General features: G+C 52.7%; 15 protein-coding genes. 6 read left to right on the top strand and 9 right to left on the bottom strand.

Annotated features, from left to right (window positions below; genetic code table 11):
* Positions 1–15 precede the first annotated feature (15 nt).
* On the bottom strand, positions 16–501 hold the full coding sequence (locus tag AABA21_RS18930; RefSeq protein WP_338252923.1) for a BsuBI/PstI family type II restriction endonuclease: 486 nt from the start codon (positions 499–501) through the stop codon (positions 16–18).
* Between the two features lie 272 nt (positions 502–773).
* Here AABA21_RS18930 and AABA21_RS18925 point away from each other — a divergent pair, with 272 nt between their 5' ends.
* The 3 genes from AABA21_RS18925 (at position 774) to AABA21_RS18915 (ending at position 7708) form a co-directional block, all read left to right on the top strand.
* Complete coding sequence (locus tag AABA21_RS18925) at positions 774–2576, top strand: ArnT family glycosyltransferase (protein WP_338252921.1); 1803 nt, start codon at positions 774–776, stop codon at positions 2574–2576.
* Positions 2577–2889: 313 nt separating this feature from the next.
* Positions 2890–5169 carry a flippase activity-associated protein Agl23 gene (locus AABA21_RS18920; protein ID WP_338252918.1) on the top strand — a complete coding sequence of 760 codons (2280 nt, stop codon included), beginning with the start codon at positions 2890–2892 and terminating at the stop codon, positions 5167–5169.
* A gap of 13 nt (positions 5170–5182) precedes the next feature.
* Positions 5183–7708 (top strand): flippase activity-associated protein Agl23, encoded by a 2526-nt coding sequence (locus AABA21_RS18915; RefSeq protein ID WP_338252916.1) that lies wholly within the window; start codon positions 5183–5185, stop codon positions 7706–7708.
* Between the two features lie 70 nt (positions 7709–7778).
* Here AABA21_RS18915 and AABA21_RS18910 read toward each other — a convergent pair whose 3' ends face one another.
* From AABA21_RS18910 to AABA21_RS18890, 5 genes are all read right to left on the bottom strand, one after another.
* Positions 7779–8837, bottom strand: coding sequence for a phosphotransferase family protein (locus tag AABA21_RS18910; RefSeq protein WP_338252914.1), 1059 nt, complete (start codon positions 8835–8837; stop codon positions 7779–7781).
* A gap of 122 nt (positions 8838–8959) precedes the next feature.
* Positions 8960–9106 carry a hypothetical protein gene (locus AABA21_RS18905; RefSeq protein ID WP_338252912.1) on the bottom strand — a complete coding sequence of 49 codons (147 nt, stop codon included), beginning with the start codon at positions 9104–9106 and terminating at the stop codon, positions 8960–8962.
* Positions 9107–9523: 417 nt separating this feature from the next.
* Positions 9524–10636, bottom strand: coding sequence for an aminotransferase-like domain-containing protein (locus tag AABA21_RS18900; protein WP_338252911.1), 1113 nt, complete (start codon positions 10634–10636; stop codon positions 9524–9526).
* 122 nt (positions 10637–10758) lie between these two features.
* Entirely contained in the window at positions 10759–11703 is a 945-nt protein-coding gene (locus AABA21_RS18895) for a quinone oxidoreductase family protein (protein ID WP_338252909.1), read from the bottom strand.
* Positions 11704–11892: 189 nt separating this feature from the next.
* On the bottom strand, positions 11893–12552 hold the full coding sequence (locus AABA21_RS18890; RefSeq protein WP_338252907.1) for an HAD family hydrolase: 660 nt from the start codon (positions 12550–12552) through the stop codon (positions 11893–11895).
* Between the two features lie 523 nt (positions 12553–13075).
* Between AABA21_RS18890 and AABA21_RS18885 the strand changes: the two genes are divergently transcribed.
* Together AABA21_RS18885 and AABA21_RS18880 are read left to right on the top strand one after the other, a co-directional pair.
* Positions 13076–13531: a VOC family protein gene (locus AABA21_RS18885; RefSeq protein WP_338252905.1), complete on the top strand. Its 456-nt coding sequence runs from the start codon at positions 13076–13078 to the stop codon at positions 13529–13531.
* Between the two features lie 1101 nt (positions 13532–14632).
* Positions 14633–15298 carry a GtrA family protein gene (locus AABA21_RS18880; protein ID WP_338252903.1) on the top strand — a complete coding sequence of 222 codons (666 nt, stop codon included), beginning with the start codon at positions 14633–14635 and terminating at the stop codon, positions 15296–15298.
* A gap of 222 nt (positions 15299–15520) precedes the next feature.
* On the opposite strand, the gene glgP is transcribed toward AABA21_RS18880, so the two are convergent.
* Positions 15521–18076: an alpha-glucan family phosphorylase gene (glgP, locus tag AABA21_RS18875; protein ID WP_338252901.1), complete on the bottom strand. Its 2556-nt coding sequence runs from the start codon at positions 18074–18076 to the stop codon at positions 15521–15523.
* 188 nt (positions 18077–18264) lie between these two features.
* Between glgP and AABA21_RS18870 the strand changes: the two genes are divergently transcribed.
* Entirely contained in the window at positions 18265–18786 is a 522-nt protein-coding gene (locus AABA21_RS18870; RefSeq protein ID WP_338252900.1) for a hypothetical protein, read from the top strand.
* A gap of 133 nt (positions 18787–18919) precedes the next feature.
* Here AABA21_RS18870 and AABA21_RS18865 read toward each other — a convergent pair whose 3' ends face one another.
* Positions 18920–19609, bottom strand: a complete 690-nt coding sequence (locus tag AABA21_RS18865; protein WP_201366643.1) for a LuxR C-terminal-related transcriptional regulator — start codon at positions 19607–19609, stop codon at positions 18920–18922.
* 648 nt (positions 19610–20257) lie between these two features.
* The gene (locus AABA21_RS18860; protein ID WP_338252895.1) at positions 20258–20842 is read right to left on the bottom strand and encodes a GTP-binding protein; all 585 of its coding nucleotides are present in this window, start codon (positions 20840–20842) and stop codon (positions 20258–20260) included.
* Between the last annotated feature and the right edge of the window lie 244 nt (positions 20843–21086).

Here is a 21086-nt window from a genome sequence, read left to right as displayed (position 1 = left end):
CATTGCCCTGGCTGGCTACCAGAGGAAAATGGTATGCTCGGGCGTGTGAGCGAGCCAGACATAGGTGCCCCAGGCGATGCGCTCGACGATTTGCTTATAGTCACAGAAGTCGTAACACGAGCTAATATAGACGCGGCGCAGAGGACAGTTGGTCATAGCCTGTTCAAGGGCTTGCTTGCGCTGAGATGAGACAAAGCCATGCATCGTGAGCACATCGATGCAGAATAGTGCCTGTTTGTTAGCTTGATAGAGCAGGATATCTGGCATGTCAGACGAGGGAATGGCGCCCAGTCCAAATTGTTGCAGCTGGTTTTGTTCCAGAATATCGACCGTGTTGGTTGGATCTTGCAGGCGCAAGATATAGGCGCCGGGGGTATAGCGAGGCGCAAAAAGCTCGATCGTATCGACCAACAATGAATTATGCCGGTCTGGACCGGGTGAGGCAAAGAAGAAGGCGGCCCCATTGAACATCTTCAGGGTCGTATGGTGCGTCTGTTGCATATTCACTCCTGTCTGTAAACGAATGAACGGCAGGATTCTTTAGCTTCCTTATACATGAAGATGCCTCTGATCGTCATGGAAAGCGGAAATTTCTGTGTACCGGCGAAAAGAAGGGTGGGATATGGCATCAACTGCCAGCAGCAGGTTGCGCTTGAGCTGATATGACCTCTTGACCGTAGATGCCATAATCAATATACTTGAGATCGAAGAGTGATGCTTACTGGCTATTGTCGGTGCTTAGCGGGTCAGGAGCTGCAAGAGAAAGGGATGACGTGAAGCTGATTGCACGCTGGCAGTTCTGGATGCTGATGGCGCTGGTATTGCTGGGTTGTGGCTTACGCCTGTACGGACTGAACTGGGATGCTGGCAATAGTTTCCATCCTGATGAACGACAGATCCTGTTCCATGTGACCGCGCTGGGCTGGCCGACAAGCTGGGCCGAGTTCATAAATCCCACTCGCTCTCCCCTCAATCCACAGTTTTTTGCCTATGGATCTTTCCCTATCTACCTGCTGGCCGCCATTGGTCGTGTACTGGGGTATAACCTGCATGATGCGAAAGATTTCTTTCCCCTGACTCTGGTCGGGCGTGTGGTCTCCGCTATTTTTGATAGCGGGACGATATTGGTGACGGCTTGCCTGGCGGGTGTGCTGGCGCGCAAAACGAGGCAGTTGCAAGCGCAAGCCTGGTCGGTTGCCTTGCTGGCGGCCGCGCTACTGGCCTTTACGCCCCTGCACCTGCAGCTCTCCCATTTTTACGCGGTTGATACCCTGCTGGCTTTCTTTGTCGTCCTGACCGTCTTTTTCTGTGTGCTCTGGGTTGATAGCCCACGCCCATTCTTATGGGCTCTACTGGCTGGCATGTCCTATGGCCTGGCCATGGCTACCAAATTTAGCGCCGCTCCGTTGGTGCTGCCCCTTTTGTGCGCGGCCTGGCTGCGCTGGCAACGCTACCGCCGCTTTTTCGATCTGGCCCTGGCTCTATTTGGGGCCGCCATCTTAATGTTTGTGGCTTTTGTCGGCACCCAGCCATATGCATTGCTGGACATGCCTGCGTTTATCCAGCAGGTATCGGAGCAAGGAAATCTTGCGCGTGGCACGCTAGATCTGCCATATGTACGGCAATTCGCGGGTACCCTGCCTTTTATCTATCAGGTACAGAACCTGCTTCTGTGGGGCATGGGGATTGGCGCGGGCACCAGTGCCCTGATCGGCTGTGGCTGGCTGGCCTGGTTGTTGTGGCGCAACTGGCAAAGCAGCTGGTTGATCTTGTTGGTTTGGGTGCTGGTCTATAGTATTATCGTAAGCAGTTTCTTTGTGAAATTCATGCGCTACCTGCTGCCCGTCTACCCATTTCTGATTGTGATTGCGTCCGCCTTCGTGATCGTCCTGCTGCAGCGGATACGCTGGTGGAATCGGCCCGTTCTGGAGCGCATGCCATGGCTCAAGTCCTGTTTGCAGGTTATTATCCTTCTGTTTGTGCTGGGTGGCACCATGTTTCAGGGATTGGCCTTGCTGAATGTGTATAGTGAACCCAATACGCGCATTCAAGCCTCGGAATGGATCTATCAGCATATCGCACCTGGTAGCGTTTTAACCTATGAGCAGTGGGACGATGCCCTGCCCTTTCCTGTTGGCAGACATACTCCCGACGAGTATAAGCAAGCGACCTATACAGATGTGAGTGGTCAGCCGACGACGGGACTGGATCTTTACGGGGACGACACGCAAGCCAAAGCGCAGCAGCTGGCGAATCTGTTGCCCACCGTCGACGCGATTACAATGCCAACGGATCGACTGGATAAGTCTATCCCCCGTTCTCCCGGGCGCTATCCACTGACTATCCGTTATTATCAGCTGCTCTTTAGCGGACAACTGGGTTTTCACCTGGCCGCGCAGTTTGAGAACCATCCTCATCTGTTTGGTATCACGCTGGATGATAGCAATGCCGACGAAAGTTACTCGGTCTTTGATCATCCCACAGCCCGCATCTTTGTGCGTGATCCCCACTATCCCTACACACCTCAACAATTGCTAGCAAAGCTTACCTCGGGCCTGCAGCTACCCGAGAAATAATAGAAAAGCAGTACTTTTCTCCTTTGATGCTATTCAATCCACTGATGGGTTATGAGCATTGTTTTTGAAGTGATTCAGAGTTTACCAGTGCTGGCCCTCTTTTATAGGTCTTTACCCACCTATATTTTACTAGTTATTTCGTCAATGGCTACCTATCTACTGTGTTAAAGCACCAGAAAACAGGTAGTCTTATTTTTCATGTGCATAGAAAAGGCAGTTTGCGGCTAAAATATCGTATTTTTCGCAAGGTGTATCATATACCTGAATAAGTTGTTTTTGACGTGCTATGGGTGGCGAGATTGGAGGGAAGAAAGTGCCAATATATAAAAGTAAACAGAGGCAGCCGGTGCTGGATGTTGAGAAGCAATTAGCTCCGACTCCAGTGGAGCAGAAGGAGACGCGGGGGCCTGACTGGCTGGCGGGTGAACAACGAAAACAACTGCTGCCCTTTCTACTGGTTCTTTTGCTGGGGGCCGCGCTGCGTTTCTGGCAACTTGGGATCAAGCCGCTGCACCATGATGAGAGTCTGCATGCCTATTATTCATTGCAGTTGTTGCATAATCTGGAGAACTGGAAAAGCTGTTTTGACCAGACGATGGCCTGCTATCATTATGATCCTCTCCTTCATGGGCCGTTTCAATTTCATATTATTGCCTTTGTCTACCAGTGTTGTCAGTGGCTGGGCCTGCCCGATCACGGCGTAAGCACGACCACCGTGCGTATCGCGGCCGCCACCCTGGGAACGGCGCTGGTTGTTCTGCCCTATTTCTTGCGCGATTACCTGGGGAAGGTGGGAGCGTGGTTGGCCTGTTTCTTGCTGGCTGTCTCACCCAGCATGGTCTATTATTCCCGCTTTGCCCGCGAAGACATCTACATGGCGTTTTTCACCCTGCTACTGGTTGTTGCGGCGGGACGGTATATGTGTGATCGGCGCAAAGACTGGTTTATCACCGGCACGATCGCCTTTGTGCTTTCGTATGCAACCAAGGAGGCGACGTTTCTCAGCATCGCCATTTTCGGCAGCTTTTTGCTTGTTTTACTGGCCTGGGAGACTGGCTGTAGAGTTCCTGTGCGTTCCCGCTTTCAACCGGATTCCACTCTGGGAAAGTATGGGCCCAGGACCGCGGCCCCGCTGTGCGTGGTGGTACTGCTCCTGTGTTGCGCGCCACTGGCGACGTGGTTCTTTGGATGGATGAAAGATACCTCGGTGTATATCAATACCTATACGGCTGCCTCTGATGAAATCATCAATAACATCAAGCATCAGACGGTGGTCGTGCTCCCCTGGCTGGGCCTGTTGATCGCCCTGTATGTGTTGCTATGCTGGGGGAGAGACCAGTTGCAAAAGAAGTCTGCTCCGGTCCGTAAGGGGTTGGCGGCACGCATAGATCCGCTGAAGCAGCCCACTCTGGACGCATTGATAACCTTGCCCTGGCAATACTGGTCCAGCGCCCTGGTTGTAGGAGCTCTGATCTTTGTCCTGCTGTTCTCTGTCTTTTTTACCTATCTGGCCAACGGCATTGGAGACGGCATCTGGCAGGGTCTCTATTACTGGATGCAGCAGCAGCAGGTCGCACGTGGCAGTCAACCCTGGTATTACTACTTCTTGCTGATTCCCCTTTACGAGCAGATCGGCGTGGTCTTCGGCCTGGCTGGCCTGGTACGCTGCCTGCTGCGTCCGACGCGCTTCCGCCTGTTTCTGGCCTACTGGTTTATCGGCAACGTGTTTATCTATATCTGGGCCGGAGAGAAGATGCCCTGGCTGACGATTCACATGACCATGCCCATGCTGCTGTTGGCCGCGATCGGACTGGAGCCTCTGTTCAATCGTTTAAGTGTATTAGTAAAAAGTGGGCAAAACCTTACGCAAAAAGGGCAAAATAGGGTACAATCAAAGAGGGTTATTGGATCATCGATTGGCACCATAGCGGGCGCCCTGGCCGCGATTTTCTTATTGATACTGACGTTACAGAACATGTGGCAGGTCTCATTTGTGCATTATGCCGATGCCCCACATGAAATGATGATCTATGTACAGACGACCACCGATGTTAACGCGGTCATGGGAAAAATTGACCAGTTGGATGAGAAACTGTATCATGGGCGGCATAAGCTAAGTATTGGAGTCATGCCAGAGGCGAACTGGCCGTTTTATTGGTACTTGCGTGATTACCCCAACGTCTGTTATGGTTTCCCTACAGGTTGCTCGGACGCGAAGCCTGATGCCATTATTGCCGGTGGCGATTTAAGCAAGGCACAGGCACAGTATAGCACCAGTGATGCTCGGGGCCACACAGCGGCTTATCTGTTTCATCATTATCAGTTACGTACCTGGTGGGATGAAGGGTATAAGCCCAGGCCATGTACCCCTTCTGTAACCGATTCTTGCCAGGGGCAGCCCACATGGGGTGGCGTTGGTCCATTGCTCTGGTTGAGTTATGGTGATACTCCTCCAGGTGGCGCGCTTTTTACCCCCGCTCTAGCATTTAAAAATATATGGGATTGGTGGTGGACACGCAAACCCATTGGAAGTACTACTGGATCAACTGATATGGGACTTTTTATTCGCAGTGATATGGGAATAAATCCATAGGGAGAGAGACGCTTTGAAAAGCTTTGAAAACAAACCAAAAGAGGAGATTACCGCTCCTGATGGTCTGGTTTCTGAAGAAAATGTAAATAGTGGTGGCATCCCCGAGGATGCCACCACCGATCATGCTTCTGCGCCCGCGACAGAACCCACCGCGACCGCCAGCGAGCCCAATACCGGCGAAGAGGTCGATACACAGACCTGGCCAGAGCATGAGGAGGTCGATATTCCGAGCGAGTCTGACCTGGAAGATGCAGATGAAGAACCGGTAGCCCGTAAATCTTTCTGGCCACCAACGAGGGAGCAGCTCTGGACTGGTATTGCTTTTTGGGGCGTGGTTCTACTGGGGGTGATCCTGCGCTTCTGGGGACTGGGCGATAAGCCACTACACCACGATGAAAGCCTGCATGCCTATTTCTCGCTGATTTTGATGCATAACAACATGGAGAACTGGCTGACCTGCGCGCAGACGGCCGCCAGTTCCTGCTATCGTTATGATCCATTGACGCATGGTCCATTTCAATTTCATATCATTGCATTTGTCTATAAAATCAGTCAGCTTCTCGGGGCGCCCGATCACGGCGTGAATACGACCACCGTGCGTATCGCGGCCGCCACCCTCGGCTCTGCCCTGGTTGGTCTGCCGTATTTCTTGCGCGATTATATCAGTAAAGTCGGGGCCTGGCTGGCCTGTTTCTTGCTGGCTGTCTCACCCAGTATGGTCTACTACTCCCGCTTTGCCCGCGAAGATATCTACATGGCATTCTTCACCCTGCTTACCGTGGTCGCGATGGCTCGCTATGTGCGTGACCGCAAGGGTGGCTGGCTCCTGTTGTCCGCCCTGGCCTTTACCCTGTCCTATGCCACTAAAGAAGCGACCTTCCTGACCATCGCAGTCTTTGGAAGCTTCCTGGGCGCCCTGGTTGTATGGGAACTGGGTGTACGCTTAAAGCTGCGCAACATCAATACCAGGGAAGGACGCCCGTTCTGGGACCAGTTCATCCCGACGACGGCTGCTCCCTGGTTCACATTGGGTTACTTCGCCATTCTCGGTATCATTGCCAAGCTCTTTTTCGGCAAGTTGAAAGAGCTATCAACCTATATCACCGCGAACAAAGCCAATACGGCGATCGCGGATGCTTATGTGGCGCGTTTGAAGGCCAATACGGTTGCGCTCCTGCCGTGGCTAGGTATGTTACTGGCCGTGGTGATCGCTATTCTGCTGATACGTGAAGTCAGGGGAACGATAACGACGGAGCGACGTGGCCTGGCGCGCCGGGTTGAGCGGCGCCGACAACCGGTTCTGGATACCATCGTGACGATGCCCTGGACGCACTGGTTCTTCGCCGTCGTCTGTAGCTGGTTTGTCTTTATCGTCCTGTTTAGCGTCCTGTTCACCAATCTGCCCGGTGGTATTGGAGACGGCATCTGGCAGGGTCTCTATTACTGGTTGCAGCAGCAGCAGGTCGCGCGTGGCGGGCAGCCCTGGTATTATTACTTCTTGCTGATTCCCCTCTACGAGCAGATCGGCGTGGTCTTCGGCCTGGTTGGAGTGATTCGCTGCCTGGTTCGTCCGACGCGCTTCCGCCTGTTTCTGGTCTACTGGTTTATCGGCAACGTGTTTATCTATACCTGGGCCGGAGAGAAGATGCCCTGGCTAACGATTCACATGACCATGCCTATGATGTTGCTGGCCGCGATCGCCCTTGAGCCGGCCGTTGTGAAGGTCATTCAAGTTGTCAAAGAGCGGCTGGGCCGCTCTACGCAGATGATAGATGTCGCCGAGGAAACGACTACTCCACTGACCGAAGAGGCCAAATCTCCCGTTGCCTTTATCCCGCCGCGGGCGCGCAAGCCTCTGGCGCAGGGTGGTTCGGTGGCGACCGTGGTGCTGGCCCTACTCTTGCTCGTCCCTACGCTGCAGAACATGTTCCAATTGAGCTTTGTACACTATGCCGATGCCCCGCACGAAATGATGATCTATGTGCAGACCACGACTGACGTCAATACCATGATGGACAAGATTGCGGCCCTCGATAAGAAGCTCTATGGTGGGCAGCATAAGATTCCTATTGGCCTGGTTGAGGACTCTACCTGGCCATTCGCCTGGTACGTGCGTGACTATACCAACGTCTGCTTCAACTATCCCAATGGCTGTTCATCTACGGCACAAAACATACCGGTTATCATTACCAGTGGCGATCAAATGCCGAGTATGCAGTATCAGTATCGCGATACCTATCAATTCCACCAGTACCATATGCGTACGCAGTGGGATCAAGGATATATGTTGCCACCGTGTAAGGCGACGCCCGGCCATCCCTGTACCGATCCTCAGCCGTATACAGGTGTTGGACCCTGGCTCTGGCTCAGCTATGGCGACAATCCGCCGCCAAATGCCAAATTTGACCTGGGGCGCGCGATCAACAATGTCTGGAACTGGTGGTGGCAGCGCAAGGCCTTTGGGAGCACCGACGGCTCCTATGACATGGGGCTCTTCATCCGCAACGATGTCAGTAGCCAGACCGGTATCAAACCGTAGGCGTGTTTGGAACATCTCTCATGGGCCATCCCGGATTTTCAAAAATCCGGGATGGCCCATTTTATGCCTCTCATACATACTGAGAGGCGAAGGAGATGAAGGGTTCCGCCCATTGTTGGAACGTCAGATTCTCATCCCACCAGCGTTTTTGGCTTGACTTTGCGAAGGCCCAGATGACCAGGCGATCCATCAGCATGTACATGGCAAAGCGGCTGGCAAAGCTAGGTCGTATCTGATGTGCCTGGTGATAAGCCTGCAGAAAGAGCTCCGCGCGCGACTTATCCTCCTCCAGGAGGGTTGCTACCGGGCGCGCCAGATCCATTTCGCTGTTGCCAAAGAAGAAGCCCATCAGGTCGAAAATGCCACTGACGCGCCATTGCCCATGCAGGCGCTCAACAACCAGGTTATGCTTGCTATAGTCGGCATGCACTAGCGCTGGTTGAAAATCGTCGTCGGCTGCTTGCACTGCCTGCTCAATGATCTGTGTTCCCCAGTTAACTTCCTGGTTAGTGATGGCGTTCACGCTGGCTTGCTTTTCCAGATGATGACGTACAACCTTGACTATCAACTGGCTAAATGGCAGTTGTGGCGGCTGTTGGAGTGATGTTGCGGTAGGAAACGGCCAGGCCAGTTCCTGCTGCAACTGCAATGGTTGAATCGTCTGGGTGAGAGGATCGTAACGTCCACAGATGGGCCAGCTAATGCTGTGTAGTTCTGCCAGAGCTGTGCCCATGGCCTGCGCTATGTGCCGTCTATCCAGCTCTGGTAGCGTATCATAGAACTGCGGATCAGCCGTCTGATAGCCTGGTAGGCGCGGCATCAGGACATAGCTCCATCCAAAGATATCTTTACGTTCATCCAACAGGTAGGGCCAGGGTATGGGTAGCTGGCTTTTCTCGTGGAGCAAGTAGGCGAAAAACTGCTCGGTTGGAAACTGCCAGTCAAAATGCGGACTGCCGCGCAAGACAAATTCACCCTGACTCGTGGTCACGAATACGTTCTGTCCAAAGTTACCGGAAGTAATAGGTTCTGTATGCAGCAAGGTACCCAATCTAAAACGATCTAGAGCAGCTTGAAATTGCTGATCGTCAAGCATGCCCAGGCGTTGACCATAGTGATGTTGGGGCATAAAAAAGCTCCTGATTGTATTGAAGAGAATAGCAGAGCAAAACAGCAGCCGCCATAGAAACACTCTTAGTGAGCTTTTTGGCTAGAAGTAGTGCTGCTTAAAGATGGTGGGGGTAGCGAAACTTACGCTTCCGCTACTTGCGCATTGCTGATTGCCGCGTTAGAGGAGCGCGACGCTGTTTTGGAGGAGGATGCTCGTGTGGTCATGGCTAGCAGGCTACGGCGTACGAAGATGCGAGAATCTGCAAACAGATAGCGCAAATAATTCATCGTAGCTCTCCTGCCATTATAGTGTTTGTTAATATTAATATCCTACATATACAGCATTGAAGGCTCTGTTGTCAATGCCCATACGCAGAATGGGTGCACTTCTTTTTTTTGCGAAAGAGAGACGCAAGTTCGGCCTTGCACCCATTTTATCCTCTCCATTCAATCATGTATCAAGAAAGGCAATAACGTAGGTTCGGGCCTTGGGCCCGATTTTTATCCCCAAGTCGATGATGAGCCAAAAACACGATTCTGGGAGGGGTGTTGACATGCATGAAGGGGAAACTGGGCGCAAGGCCCAAACCTACGAGGGATGTTTCTCGTTGTCTTTCTCTGTGCAAAAATATGATGCGCATCCATGTAGAAGAAGGAGGGTTGGTTCAATTTATCTAGCCCCCCTTCTTCTAGTGGTGATCAGGGTTATAGCAATGCAGCCAGACGTTTGACGCCTTCTTCAATCTGTTCTGGGGTCAGGGCGCAGAATGGCAGGCGCACAAAGCGCTCACCCTGGCGGGGATCCTCGCTATCAGAGTAGGGATCAGCGAAGAAATCGCGCCCATCGGTAAGCATGAGTCCTGCCTGTTTGGCTCGCTCTAGCAGATTGGCGCTGTTAAAGTGTGACGGTAACATGATGCTGACAAAGAATCCACCCTGCGGCTCGGCGAAGGGTACGTCTGGCAGATAGGTTTTGATGGCCTGGACGACCGCACGCAGACGTGGCGCGTAGAGTTGCTTGAGATTTTCCAGATTGGAGGCAAAGTAACCCCGGCGATGGAACTCAACCACCGCGGCCTCTGTAGGCAGCACGGGCGCCAGTACGGTCTCTTCGGCCAGCTTGGTCAGCTGTTTGACCAGTAGCAGGGGTCCAACCAGGTAGCCGACGCGCAAGGCCGGGCTGATCAGCTTGCTATACGAGCTCACGGTGATTACCCGCTCGGCGTTCAGGTCACGCAGCAGCAGCAGCGACTCTCCCGCGTAGCGCAGGGTCCGGTATGGAACATCTTCGACCAGCCAGAAATTATAGCGCTCGGCCAGATCTACCAGAGCCTGGCGCTTGGCCGCCGAAGTGGTCACCCCTGCCGGATTCTGAAAGTCTGGAATAACATACATAAAGACTGGCTTGTATTGTGCTATCGCCTGCTCCAGGGCGGCCAGGTTGACGCCGTCCAGGTCAAGGGGGATACCAATCACCTTCGCGCCACGGCGACGGAAGGTTTTGATGGCACGATCATAGCTCGGCTGCTCCACAAAAACCACATCACCAGGTTTCAGGAGGAAGCCCGCGAAAATATCTTGCAGATGGAGAGAGCCATTGCCGACCAGCACCTGGTCCGGCGACACCTGATATTGTTCAGCAATCAACTGTCTCAGTGGTAGGTACCCCCCGTTGTGTCCATACTGGAGGATGGTTTTGCCGTCTGGACCCTCTAAAGCGGCCTGCATGCACTCGCTCAGCAGTTTGTTGGGTAGTGCTTCAACCGCCGGCACACCACGCGTAAAGAGAATCTGCTCGCTACTAACTTGACTTGGCATCTTATATCTCCTTGCATGTCCCATTTTTGAGACAAGTTTACCTTCTCTAGTGGGTGTATGTCTAGCTCGGGCGATAAGTCGTTGCATCGCCAGAGCAGACATACACTCCTGATAGATTGAGCTCAGGCAAAGGTGAGCACGATCTTACCCTGGGGTTTACCAGATTCGAGCATGCGATGAGCCTCGGCTGCCTGCTCAACGGGCAGCACGCGAGCGATCAGAGGATGGATGGCCTTCTCGGCGATCAGTTGTAGCACCTTTTCTTCATTGGCTATCGAGGTATGGAGCTGACCACCACCAATGACGCTGACGCGCTTGAGGCGCCACGCCTGGGTATCAACTGTAGCCTCTTTCCCACCAAGATTGCCGATCAAAATGATGCGGCCATCGGCCGCCGCGGCCTCGATACTCTCCTGCAGGGTTGCGCTCACCAGCTCAATGACCAGCTGAACCCCTCCCGTTTCTTGCAGTACCTTGCCCACGTTCTGTTGACGATGGTTGATCACCTCATCGGCCCCCATCTGTCGCAATGCGTTAGCGCGCTCCTCTGAACTGGCCGTGGTCACGACTGTGGCTCCGGCATGTTTGGCCAGCTGAATGGCGATCGAGCCCACGCCGCTGGAACCGGCCCAGATCAAGACCCGCTCGCCGCTCTGCAGGTGCCCCAGGTCGAAGAGGCTCCCCCAGGCCGTTGAGGATGCCAGTCCCGCGGCCACAGCCTGCTCAAAGCTTACGCCTTCAGGGATGCGCGCCAGGTCTGTGGCCGGGACCGCTAATCTGCTGGCATAGCCGCCACCGCCACGAGCCTGGCTGGCGCGCGTCGTCAGGACACGCTCACCGGCGCGAAAGCCATTGCTCTCCTGCAGCACCACTCCCGCAGCTTCCAGACCGGGTGTAAATGGAAGCTTGACCGGCCGGCTCCCATCGCGCTGGAAAAGATCCAGCCGATTGACGGTGGTCGCTTTTACTTCTATCAGGACTTCATTGGGAGCTGGACTGGGATCTGCTACCTCCTGTATCTGCAGAACCTCTGGACCCCCAAACCGGGAAACTTGAACAGCCTTCATGAATACCCCCGTTCTCTATTACTAAGCAATAACTGATGTTACCTGTTCTCGTTTATTGTAAGCCTTGCATCTGATGATTGTAAAATGTCAATCATCGGGTCTTTACCAGCCAATTGGCATCGGTCTGTACTGCTGATGGAGGATGTGATCCATACCGATTCGGACCATTCGTGTTTAAGTGGATCAGCGTTAGACGGAGGTGAGGGATTCCACATTGCGCTTGATCCAGTCGATGAAGTCCTCAACCGACGTGAAGCTGGCGTAGGGATGGATATTTTCCAACTGATCGATGGTCGCTGTGGCCGACCACTCGGCCGCCAGAGGAAGCACGCCAGCCTGGGCCGATTGCTCCACATCGGAGGCGGAATCACCAATATAAGCCGCCTGCTCTGGCTTAATCTGCCATGCCTGCAGGATACGTCGCATCGCGCTCGCCTTAACCACCGCATCTTCGCGGCCAGCCTCCACAAACTCAAAGTAATCGGCGATCCCCAGGCGATTCAGGGTCAGGGTCGCTGTGTGTATCCCTTTTCCCGTCACCACAGCCATTTTTACGCCTTTTGACCTGAGCAGGTCCAGTACAGTGGGAATACCCGGAAAGGGCTCGTTACACTCATCGTGTGCCCGTTCGTAGGCATCGTGGTAATAGTCCAACGCCTCCTGCCAGCGATCAGGAACAACCTGCTGGCAGATACCGCCCTCGGTCAAACCAAAATGGGCCGTGATCTCCGCGTCAGAATAGCCGCGCCCGGTAAAATGCTTAAAGGTCTGCTGATAAACTTTAATACATAAAGGGATTGTATTTGCCAGTGTCCCATCCAGATCGAATAGAAATCCTGCTAATTTCATGCCAGCTCCACTATAAAAAACTATACCGGCCTGCCCGACCTTTCGCGCCTCCGGTGGCCCCCGAGTCCATTGTATGTTGGTGCATCGGGTGCGCTGATGCGCACCCGATGCACCAACATACAAAAAACAGCGCGGCTGCGTAGCGGACGCGCGTGCGGGGGCGAGCACGTGTCCCCATGATAACGGGACTAAGGCCCACTCTTTAGATATATCTTCATGTAATGACCTGTTTCAGGGTCATGGAAAAGAATAGGTCTATATGCGCGAGCATGCGCATAGATAAAGAAATCCATGTCGTCCTTTGCGAGGAGTGCATACCTTTTTATCGTATCACATCTTCTCGCGTTGGCGATCCACGGGAGATAGCTCCATAACAAAGCACGAACTTACGAGAAAAGTACCCGAATGTATGCTCATCGGCTTGCATTTAGAACAAATGTTTTATATAATAAGGTATACCAAACAACAGGACGATAGCCAGGGTTTGTAGTTGTCGCATCCAGCACAGAACATGCAGGTAATCATGAAGCTCATTTCACCACACACCATAATCTCAATTCTGGTCAATGATCAGGATGAAGCGCTCCGCTTTTATATTGATATGCTCGGACTAGAAAAACGCAGTGATATAATCTTTGGGCCGAATTTACGCCTGCTGACGGTGGCCCCAGAGGGACAGCAGAAACCAGAACTGGCGCTGGCCAAACCCGATGTCCCCCTCTACGGAGAGGCATATATCAATGAGTTGCGTGGCCATCAGGAGCGCAAGCTGGCTTCTATCTTTGTCACCGACAATTGCCAGCAGGAATACGCACAGCTCTCTGAGCGAGGTGTAACCTTTATCGCCCCCCCCGGCAAACAACTCTACGGAGTCGAGGCCGTATTTCTAGACCCCTATGGAAACGCCTTCTCACTGCTAGAAACCAGCCAGAGTATCCGCGCCATCTTTAAAAATATACTCATGGGAACGGCCGCCTGATACCACCTCGTCTGTTCCCTTCTCTCTCCCTACCGCAAAGCTGCCAGCTATCCTCGCATAGCTGGCAGCTTTGCACTATCCTTGCTCCTTACAGGTATAGGTTCTTCAAGGACTGTGCCCCTGGGCCCAATATGTTCAACATCACACGCTGGCGCCCCTTTGAGAAGGGAGATGGTATCTTTGGTGGAACGTGTGCGCCCGGGCACGGGGCCGCTGCGCGGCAAGCGTCCGCAAGGGGCAATATGTTCAATTTAAGATCGTGTAAAAAGAGCATAAGGCATACATGAAGAAAGAAAATCGTCATAGGTGCCAGGCTTGCCCTGGCTTGCTGCGAAGCGGCCCCGTACCCAAGCGCATACGTTTCGTCAAACACGGGAGCATTCCCAGAGGACGATGATCCAATGTATGGCAAGCTCTTGCATTGATACGGCGCTCGCAGGGGAAGATGCCATCTTTGGTGGAATGTGAGCGCCCGGGCACGGGGCCGCTTTGCGGCCAAGCTGGGGCAAGCCCAGCACCTACGACGATTCGCGTTCCTTTTTGTGGTCGCGTCTCCTATCGCATTGTTAAATTGAACGTATTGCCCGCAAGGAGCGCACCTATGATCTTCGTTTCCGAGGTTGCTGCTACATTGAATATATTGGCCCCTTCGCCCCACATGCCGCCCTGCGGTATTCCCCACCTTCCATCTAGTGGTGCATCGGGTGCGCGTTCGCGCACCCGATGCACCACCAAAACCCGGGCGACCGCGCAGCGGCCGCCCGCATAGAGGCGCCAGTAAAAAGTGTGTCTGACACTCCATAGTACTTTCGCATAGAAGTGTATCGGAGTACACGATTTTCTTGTTATCTTTAATAGAGATATTTTCGTATCCTCTATTACAGGTGTGGTCTTAAAATATATTTAAGAAGTGGTTAACAGACACAAGAAGTATGCAGAGAAATACATGCTGAGAAAATGCTTAGATCATTAGAAATACTGATACTTTTAGCCATTTAGGTGATTCTCTGTTACATTCTCTTAACACAACTCGTCTGGCAAATATAGGCGGTTGGTTGACCGCGATTAGTTATGAAAAAAAACGGAGACATAAAAAGATACATGGATCAGTCTTTAGTACAAGGAAATTTAGAAGAAATTCTTGAGCCATCTAATAATTTAGAAGAACTTGTAGAAGAGATTGTAGAGCAGGTTGCTCCGGCGAAACGTGGCCCGAGTTATCATCCCACGCGCTGGAAAGCTGTCAATCGTGTATTGGACCTTGTTGACGAGGTAACCGGGGGGAAAGCTGACTGGGTTGTGCGATTTGTCAGTTACATCTTCTTTGGCGGCGCGGCCGCCGTGGTGAATCTGGCAATGTTCGCGGGTATGCTCTACATCTTGCCTTCTTCAATGAGTGATTTCTGGCGCACCCTGGTCGCCGGGGCAGTGGCATGTGAAGTCTCACTGGTCGCCAATTTCATTCCCAACGATTTCTTCACATTCCGCCACATGCCGGGGCGCCAGCGTTCATGGCTCGCGCGCTGTGGTCGTTTCCATCTCACTTCGTTGGTTGGAAGCCTGTTGACCATTTTAATCCAGCAATTCTTCAGCCATGTCGTGCACATCATGCCGATGCTTGCACAGGCGATCGCGTTGATTCTGGTACTATTCTATAACTTCTCTTTCCATCATCTCTTTACCTATCGCCATAAGACGACAGCGGAAAAAGTAACGGGATCTGCTCCAGGAACAGCCGTTGTTTCGGGGCCGCTGCACAATGCCTAACTAAAAACCATCTATACTATGACAATGTTTTAAGAACAGGGGCCAGCCGGCCCCTGTTCTTTTTATTTTGTGGTATCGCCGCAGGCGATACCACAAAATAAAAAGAAGGAAATGCGTGGTTCACAGCGGCGTCCTCGCCGCTGTGAACCACGCATTTCCTTCTTTTTTGGACTTTGCAAAAGAGGGGATGACTCCTCTGGAAACTTTGGTTGGGAAGGCGTTTTAGGCCCAGCGGATCAATCCCAACTCATATTTATCGGTTAACGAAGGATGAGAGGGGATGACGCGGATATTATAGGCAATGCTACCGCTTTCATCCGGTTTGAGCTGGATGTCATAGCGGTAGGAGCCATCGTTTTCACGCTTGACGTACTCCATGGGGAGCGTGTAAGTTGGGATCGCCACTTCCTCTTGCGTTTCACCGTAGACCAGTTCGACGCGCAGATCATTGGGATCCAGTTCGTTGACCCGTACCCAGGCGTGCACATCCAGGCTCTCACCCAGACTGAGTTGGCCCTCGCGGCGCCCATCCACATAAAGCTCCAGGCTGTTCCAGGCGCGGCTGACCCGCTCCTTCCAATCAGCCAGCTGGCGTTCCTGCTCGTAGTGGTTCTCTTCGATCCGGATGTTATGACGGATCTCAGGCACATAGTAGGTATTCGTATAGTCTTTGACCATACGACGCATGCTGAACTGTGGCGCGCAGGTGCGGATCGCTTCCTTCATGTAGTCTGTCCACTGATGGGGGATGCCATTGCTATCCTGTTCAAAGAAGGTTGGGATAATCTCATTTTCGAGGATATGGTAGAGCGAATTGCTGTCGTCCTCCGCCTGAGCTTCCTGATCGTGATAATCGCGTTCTTCGCCGATGGCCCAGCCATTCTTGCCGTTATAGCCCTCGGCCCACCAGCCATCCAGAATACTGCAGTTAGGCTGTCCATTGAGGGCGGCCTTCTGTCCGCTGGTGCCGCTGGCTTCGTACGGGCGAATGGGATTATTCAGCCAGACATCGGTGCCCGAGACCAGGTAGCGGGCCATATCGATATCATAATCTTCCAGGAAGATGATCTTACCCTTGAACTCCTCGCTGCGCGACATCTTGTAAATGTACTGGATCAGGGCTTTGCCGGGCTCATCGGCCGGGTGCGCCTTACCAGCGAATACAATCTGGACCGGGTGCTGAGGATCGTTCAGGATGCGGCGCAACCTGTCCAGGTCACGGAAGATCAGTGTCGCGCGCTTATAGGTCGCGAAGCGGCGTGCGAAGCCCAGGATCAGGGCATTGGGATTGAGCATCCCCTCAAATTCCGCCAGCTGACGGTCTCCTTCTCCCAGGCGCAGATGCTGCTGTTTCAGACGCCTGGTTGTATACTCGGCCAGCGCCAGTTTGCGTTGATGATGGGCCTTCCATAATTCCTGGTCGGGAATATTTTGAATATGGCTATCCCAGAACGCCTGGTCATCAACATACTTGCCCCAATCGGGATCCAGGAAGCGGCCATAGAGCTCATTGAGCTCAGGGGCAATCCAGGAAAAGGTATGGATGCCATTGGTAATGGCGCCGATGGGAACCTCTGATTTGTCCAGGCCAGGCCAGAGGAACTGCCACATCTTGCGCGAGACATCTCCATGCAGCGCGCTTACGCCATTGTGGTGGCCCGTCAATTTCAGCGCCAGAATCGTCATGCTAAAGCTGGGTCCCCAACTCTTGTCCTCACGCGCGATATCCAGAAACTGCTCACGAGACAGACCAAGCTGCCCCCAGTAGGTATTAAAGTATTTATCGACGAGGTCAAAGCTAAAGGCGTCGTTGCCGGCGGGAACAGGTGTATGGGTGGTAAAGAGCGAGTTCGTTTTGATGACTTCGCGGGCCTCATTGAACCTCAGGCCGGTGGCAACCAGTTCGCGGCAGCGCTCAAGGCTGAGGAAGGCCGCGTGCCCCTCATTGAGATGCCAGGCGGAAGGATTAATGCCCAGGGCGCGCAGGGCGCGAACACCGCCAATGCCAAGCACAATCTCCTGTGAGATGCGCATCTCATTGTCACCACCATACAGGCGAGCCGACAGCTCGCGATCGGCCGGAGCATTGGGCTGAATATCGGTATCCATCAGATAAAGCGGCACCCGTCCAACCATCAGCTTCCATACCTTGGCATAGATGCGGCGGCCGGGCAGTTCCACGCTGATAACGACCTCATTGCCATCGGGTCCAATGGCCGGGACGGCCGGTACCTCTGAGAAATGGAGCTTATCGTACGAGGCTTCCTGGATGCCCGAACGATTGACCTGTTGCGTAAAATATCCCTGCGGATACAGAAAGCCGACGCCCACGAATGGCAGACCAAGATCGCTGGCCTCTTTGCAGTGGTCTCCAGACAGGATTCCCAGGCCACCTGAATAGATGGGCAAGGACTCGTGGAGCCCAAATTCAGCCGAAAAATAAGCGATGGTATTGTTCGTTAGCTCAGGATAGGTCGTCGAGAACCATGTTTCATTGGGTTGGGGATGGATATAGTGGTCGAAATCCCGAATGACGCTGTCATAACGCTTCAGATAGTCACTATCCTGGGCAGCCTGCTCCAGCGTTTGTGGCTGTAGCTGGCTGAGAAAGTGCACCGGATTATGGCTTACCTGTTCCCACAGCGCTGGATCGAGAGAGCTATAGAGAGCGCGCGCCTCAGGATGCCAGCTCCACCAGACATTATATGCTAATTCATATAAACGGTTTATACGAGCGGGCATAATTGGAAAAACCGTTATGCGACCGTAAACTTTCACTCGTTTTCATTTCCTTTCGTAGCGTCTCTTTGCTTATACTACTGATTTAGATTGCTTGCTTTAAAGTCTTAATTCCTGGTATCAGTATATCTTTTTTCAGAAGCTCGGGCAACGTCGCTCAGTTGTTTTTCGCCAGTATTTGACATATACTGAGAAAGACTGGAGTCAGTGAGAAGGAGAGGAATGTCGTGGTAAGGAAGCCTGTTCCTGTACGCCTGGACGGGCGAGGTCGTTTTATCGGCGGTTTGCTTCTTGGCATTGGCCTGTTCTGGTTACTCTGGCTTTTCTTATTTCATCCCGTGTCCGTGCCGATGATCTCCCGCTGGTCCATGGTGGACGCGGCTACTACACCCGTGCCGGCTTCGCTACTGCAATCGGAGCCGCTTAAGGCCGTGGGCGTCACGCTGAGCACGCCCAATGACACTCCACCGATCAGCCGGCTGCAGGCGCTCCAGTTGGCCGCGCAGGCCGAACCGGACGCGGCTACGAGCGCTAAAAAAATCGACGCCCATTATGTCTTGCTGACGTATCCAGCCGTAACCAATCATCAGAACCATTCCTCCTTTACCAACCTGCCCACCTGGCTTATCTGGTATCAGCAGGTGCCCCAACCTTCCACCAATGTTGCCCTCACCACCCAACCGCCTCAAGATCTCTATCTCTTTATCAATGCACAGACCGGGCAGCCTGCTCTGGCTATATGGGCATAAAAAAGCTGGCACCACCTACGTAATTATTGATGCGGTATTGGTGTGCCAGTTTTTGGACTATCCTGCACCTGTTCACGTGCCCGGATGTATGCATGAGAAATAGTGGTATCGCTCCCGGGTGGAGACGCCATGGCTATTCTTCATGCATTTTAATCCACCCATGGCGCAGAGCATGCACAACCGCAGCGGTACGATCATTGACAGATAATTTTTTCAGGATCGAGGTAATGTGATTCTTCACCGTCTGATCACTGATTTTCAGGGACTTGGCAATCTCTTTATTGCTATTGCCGCGTGCGATGTAATCGAGAATCTCGACCTCGCGACTAGAAAGTGGGGAATAGAGATCTTTCTGTTCGCTCTCTTCCTCCTCCACCGTTAATTCGCGGAAAGACTTGAGGACGCGGCTGGCCAGTTGTGGCTTGGCAAGCACATCATCGCGAATCAGGTACTCGCCATGGCTTACCTTGCGAACGGTATCCATCAACTCGTCGGCGGTGATGTTGCGCGTCGTATAGGCGGCGGCACCAACCTTAATAGACTGAAATAAGCGCTCTTCATCTTCTGATGGAGTGAGAACGATGATCGCCAGGCGTGGTGATGAATGTCGCATCTGCCGGGCAATCTCCAATGGATCGGAGGCCGTCAGTCCAGCGTCGATGAGGGCTACATCGGGGTTGCACGTACGAGCTATTTCGAGTACGTCAGCTGCATCCGTCGACTCTCCAACAATTTCGCAGTCCCCCATTCTCTGCAGGGTAGCGCGGATACCCTCACGGAAGAGTGGCTGCTCATCAATAATGATGACGCGTATCGTTTCCATGTAATCCCTTCATAGAAGAGAACGGACAGCGCAAAGGCCCATGCAGCACTGCCTGCACTCTTTTCTGTCTAATTGAACTCCCAAGATAAGAAGTGGACGCCCCTTGCAATATCAAGGGTTGGTAGACCTTGTAACTTTGCCCCATTATACACATTAATGTTGTGAGCGTCTATAAGATGGCAGGCCATTTTATGGACCTTTCTAGGAGTTTCTACCCCGTAGCGCTGGCCTTCCTTTAGTACTTTCAGGTACACCATGATTGTATTAGGTTGTGTCAAGTCCCGCTTATCTTGTATTTCAAGTGATAGTGTAGCTGAGCAGCATGGATGCTCTTTTTTGGTAGGGATGTTTCCCATGGTGATGGGTAAGGAGGTGTCCTCTTTCGGGCGGCCGCATGCGGCCGCCCGAAAATAATAGAGGTGGGTGGCGGCGGCGCTCGACGCCGCCGCCCCACCCACCTCTATAGTGATAAGGGATGTAGTATCTGCTGAGGAGAGCCACGACAAATTTATGAGGTGTGCAAAATATGCGCGAAAGCGCATATTTTGCACACCTCATAAAAAAGATTTGGAGCGCGGTGCCCCGTGCTGGCGAGCAAAGAAAAAAGCGCTCCTGGTGGAGCGCTCCCCTGTACTGAAATGAATAAATCTAGATGCGTTCAAGTTTGCGTAGCGTCGAATTAATACCCACACGCAAACTCTCGATGACCCCTTTACCGGTTACTGCGACCGCTTCAAAGCTAGGTACGCGATAGGGATTCAGGTATTTTTCTAAAACCGATACTGGTAGCGTATCCTGCAGGTCGCGTTTGTTCCATTGCATAACCAGGGGGAAGCTGGCCGTATCTTTATTCATGCGGCGTAGCTGCTCCTGGAGCTCATTCCAGCATTCGATATTCTCTTGCAGCTTGCTGGCCTGTGAATCGGCGACAAAAATAACACAATCGGCTCCCTTGAGCACTGAAATACGTGTTTGCTGGTAAAGGATCTGTCCAGGAACGGTATAGAGCTGAAAGCGAATGTTAAAGCCGTGGATCTTTCCCAGTTCTAGTGGCAGCAGATCGAAGTATAATGTACGCTCTGTTTCGGTATCGATTGAAACCATTTCTCCAACGTCATGTGGATTCACTGCCTGGTGTATATAGTGTAAATTTGTCGTTTTGCCGCAAAGACCAATTCCATAATAGACAATTTTACAATTAATCTCGCGTTTCGCCATATTGATTAGAGACATACGTAACGCTCTCCTGCCCGCTCTCTATATATGCGCGTCTACCTGCACGCCTGTAAAATGTAAACTATGCCACTTCTTTCCTGGGACAGTATACATTATTCTCAAGGTAGCTGCAACAGCGTTTTGTGCTGCATCACCCCCGTTAACCCGGCCTTATCAGGCTGTCACCGTCCCTTATTTTGGCTCTTCCATTTTCCTCTGGCCACATAGATTCCCTGGATGCGAACAAACAAAAATCCATTGG

The organism is Dictyobacter halimunensis, assembly GCF_036245075.1.
The sequence above is the reverse complement of the archived record's forward strand: the minus strand, read 5'-3'. Positions and strand labels throughout refer to the sequence as shown.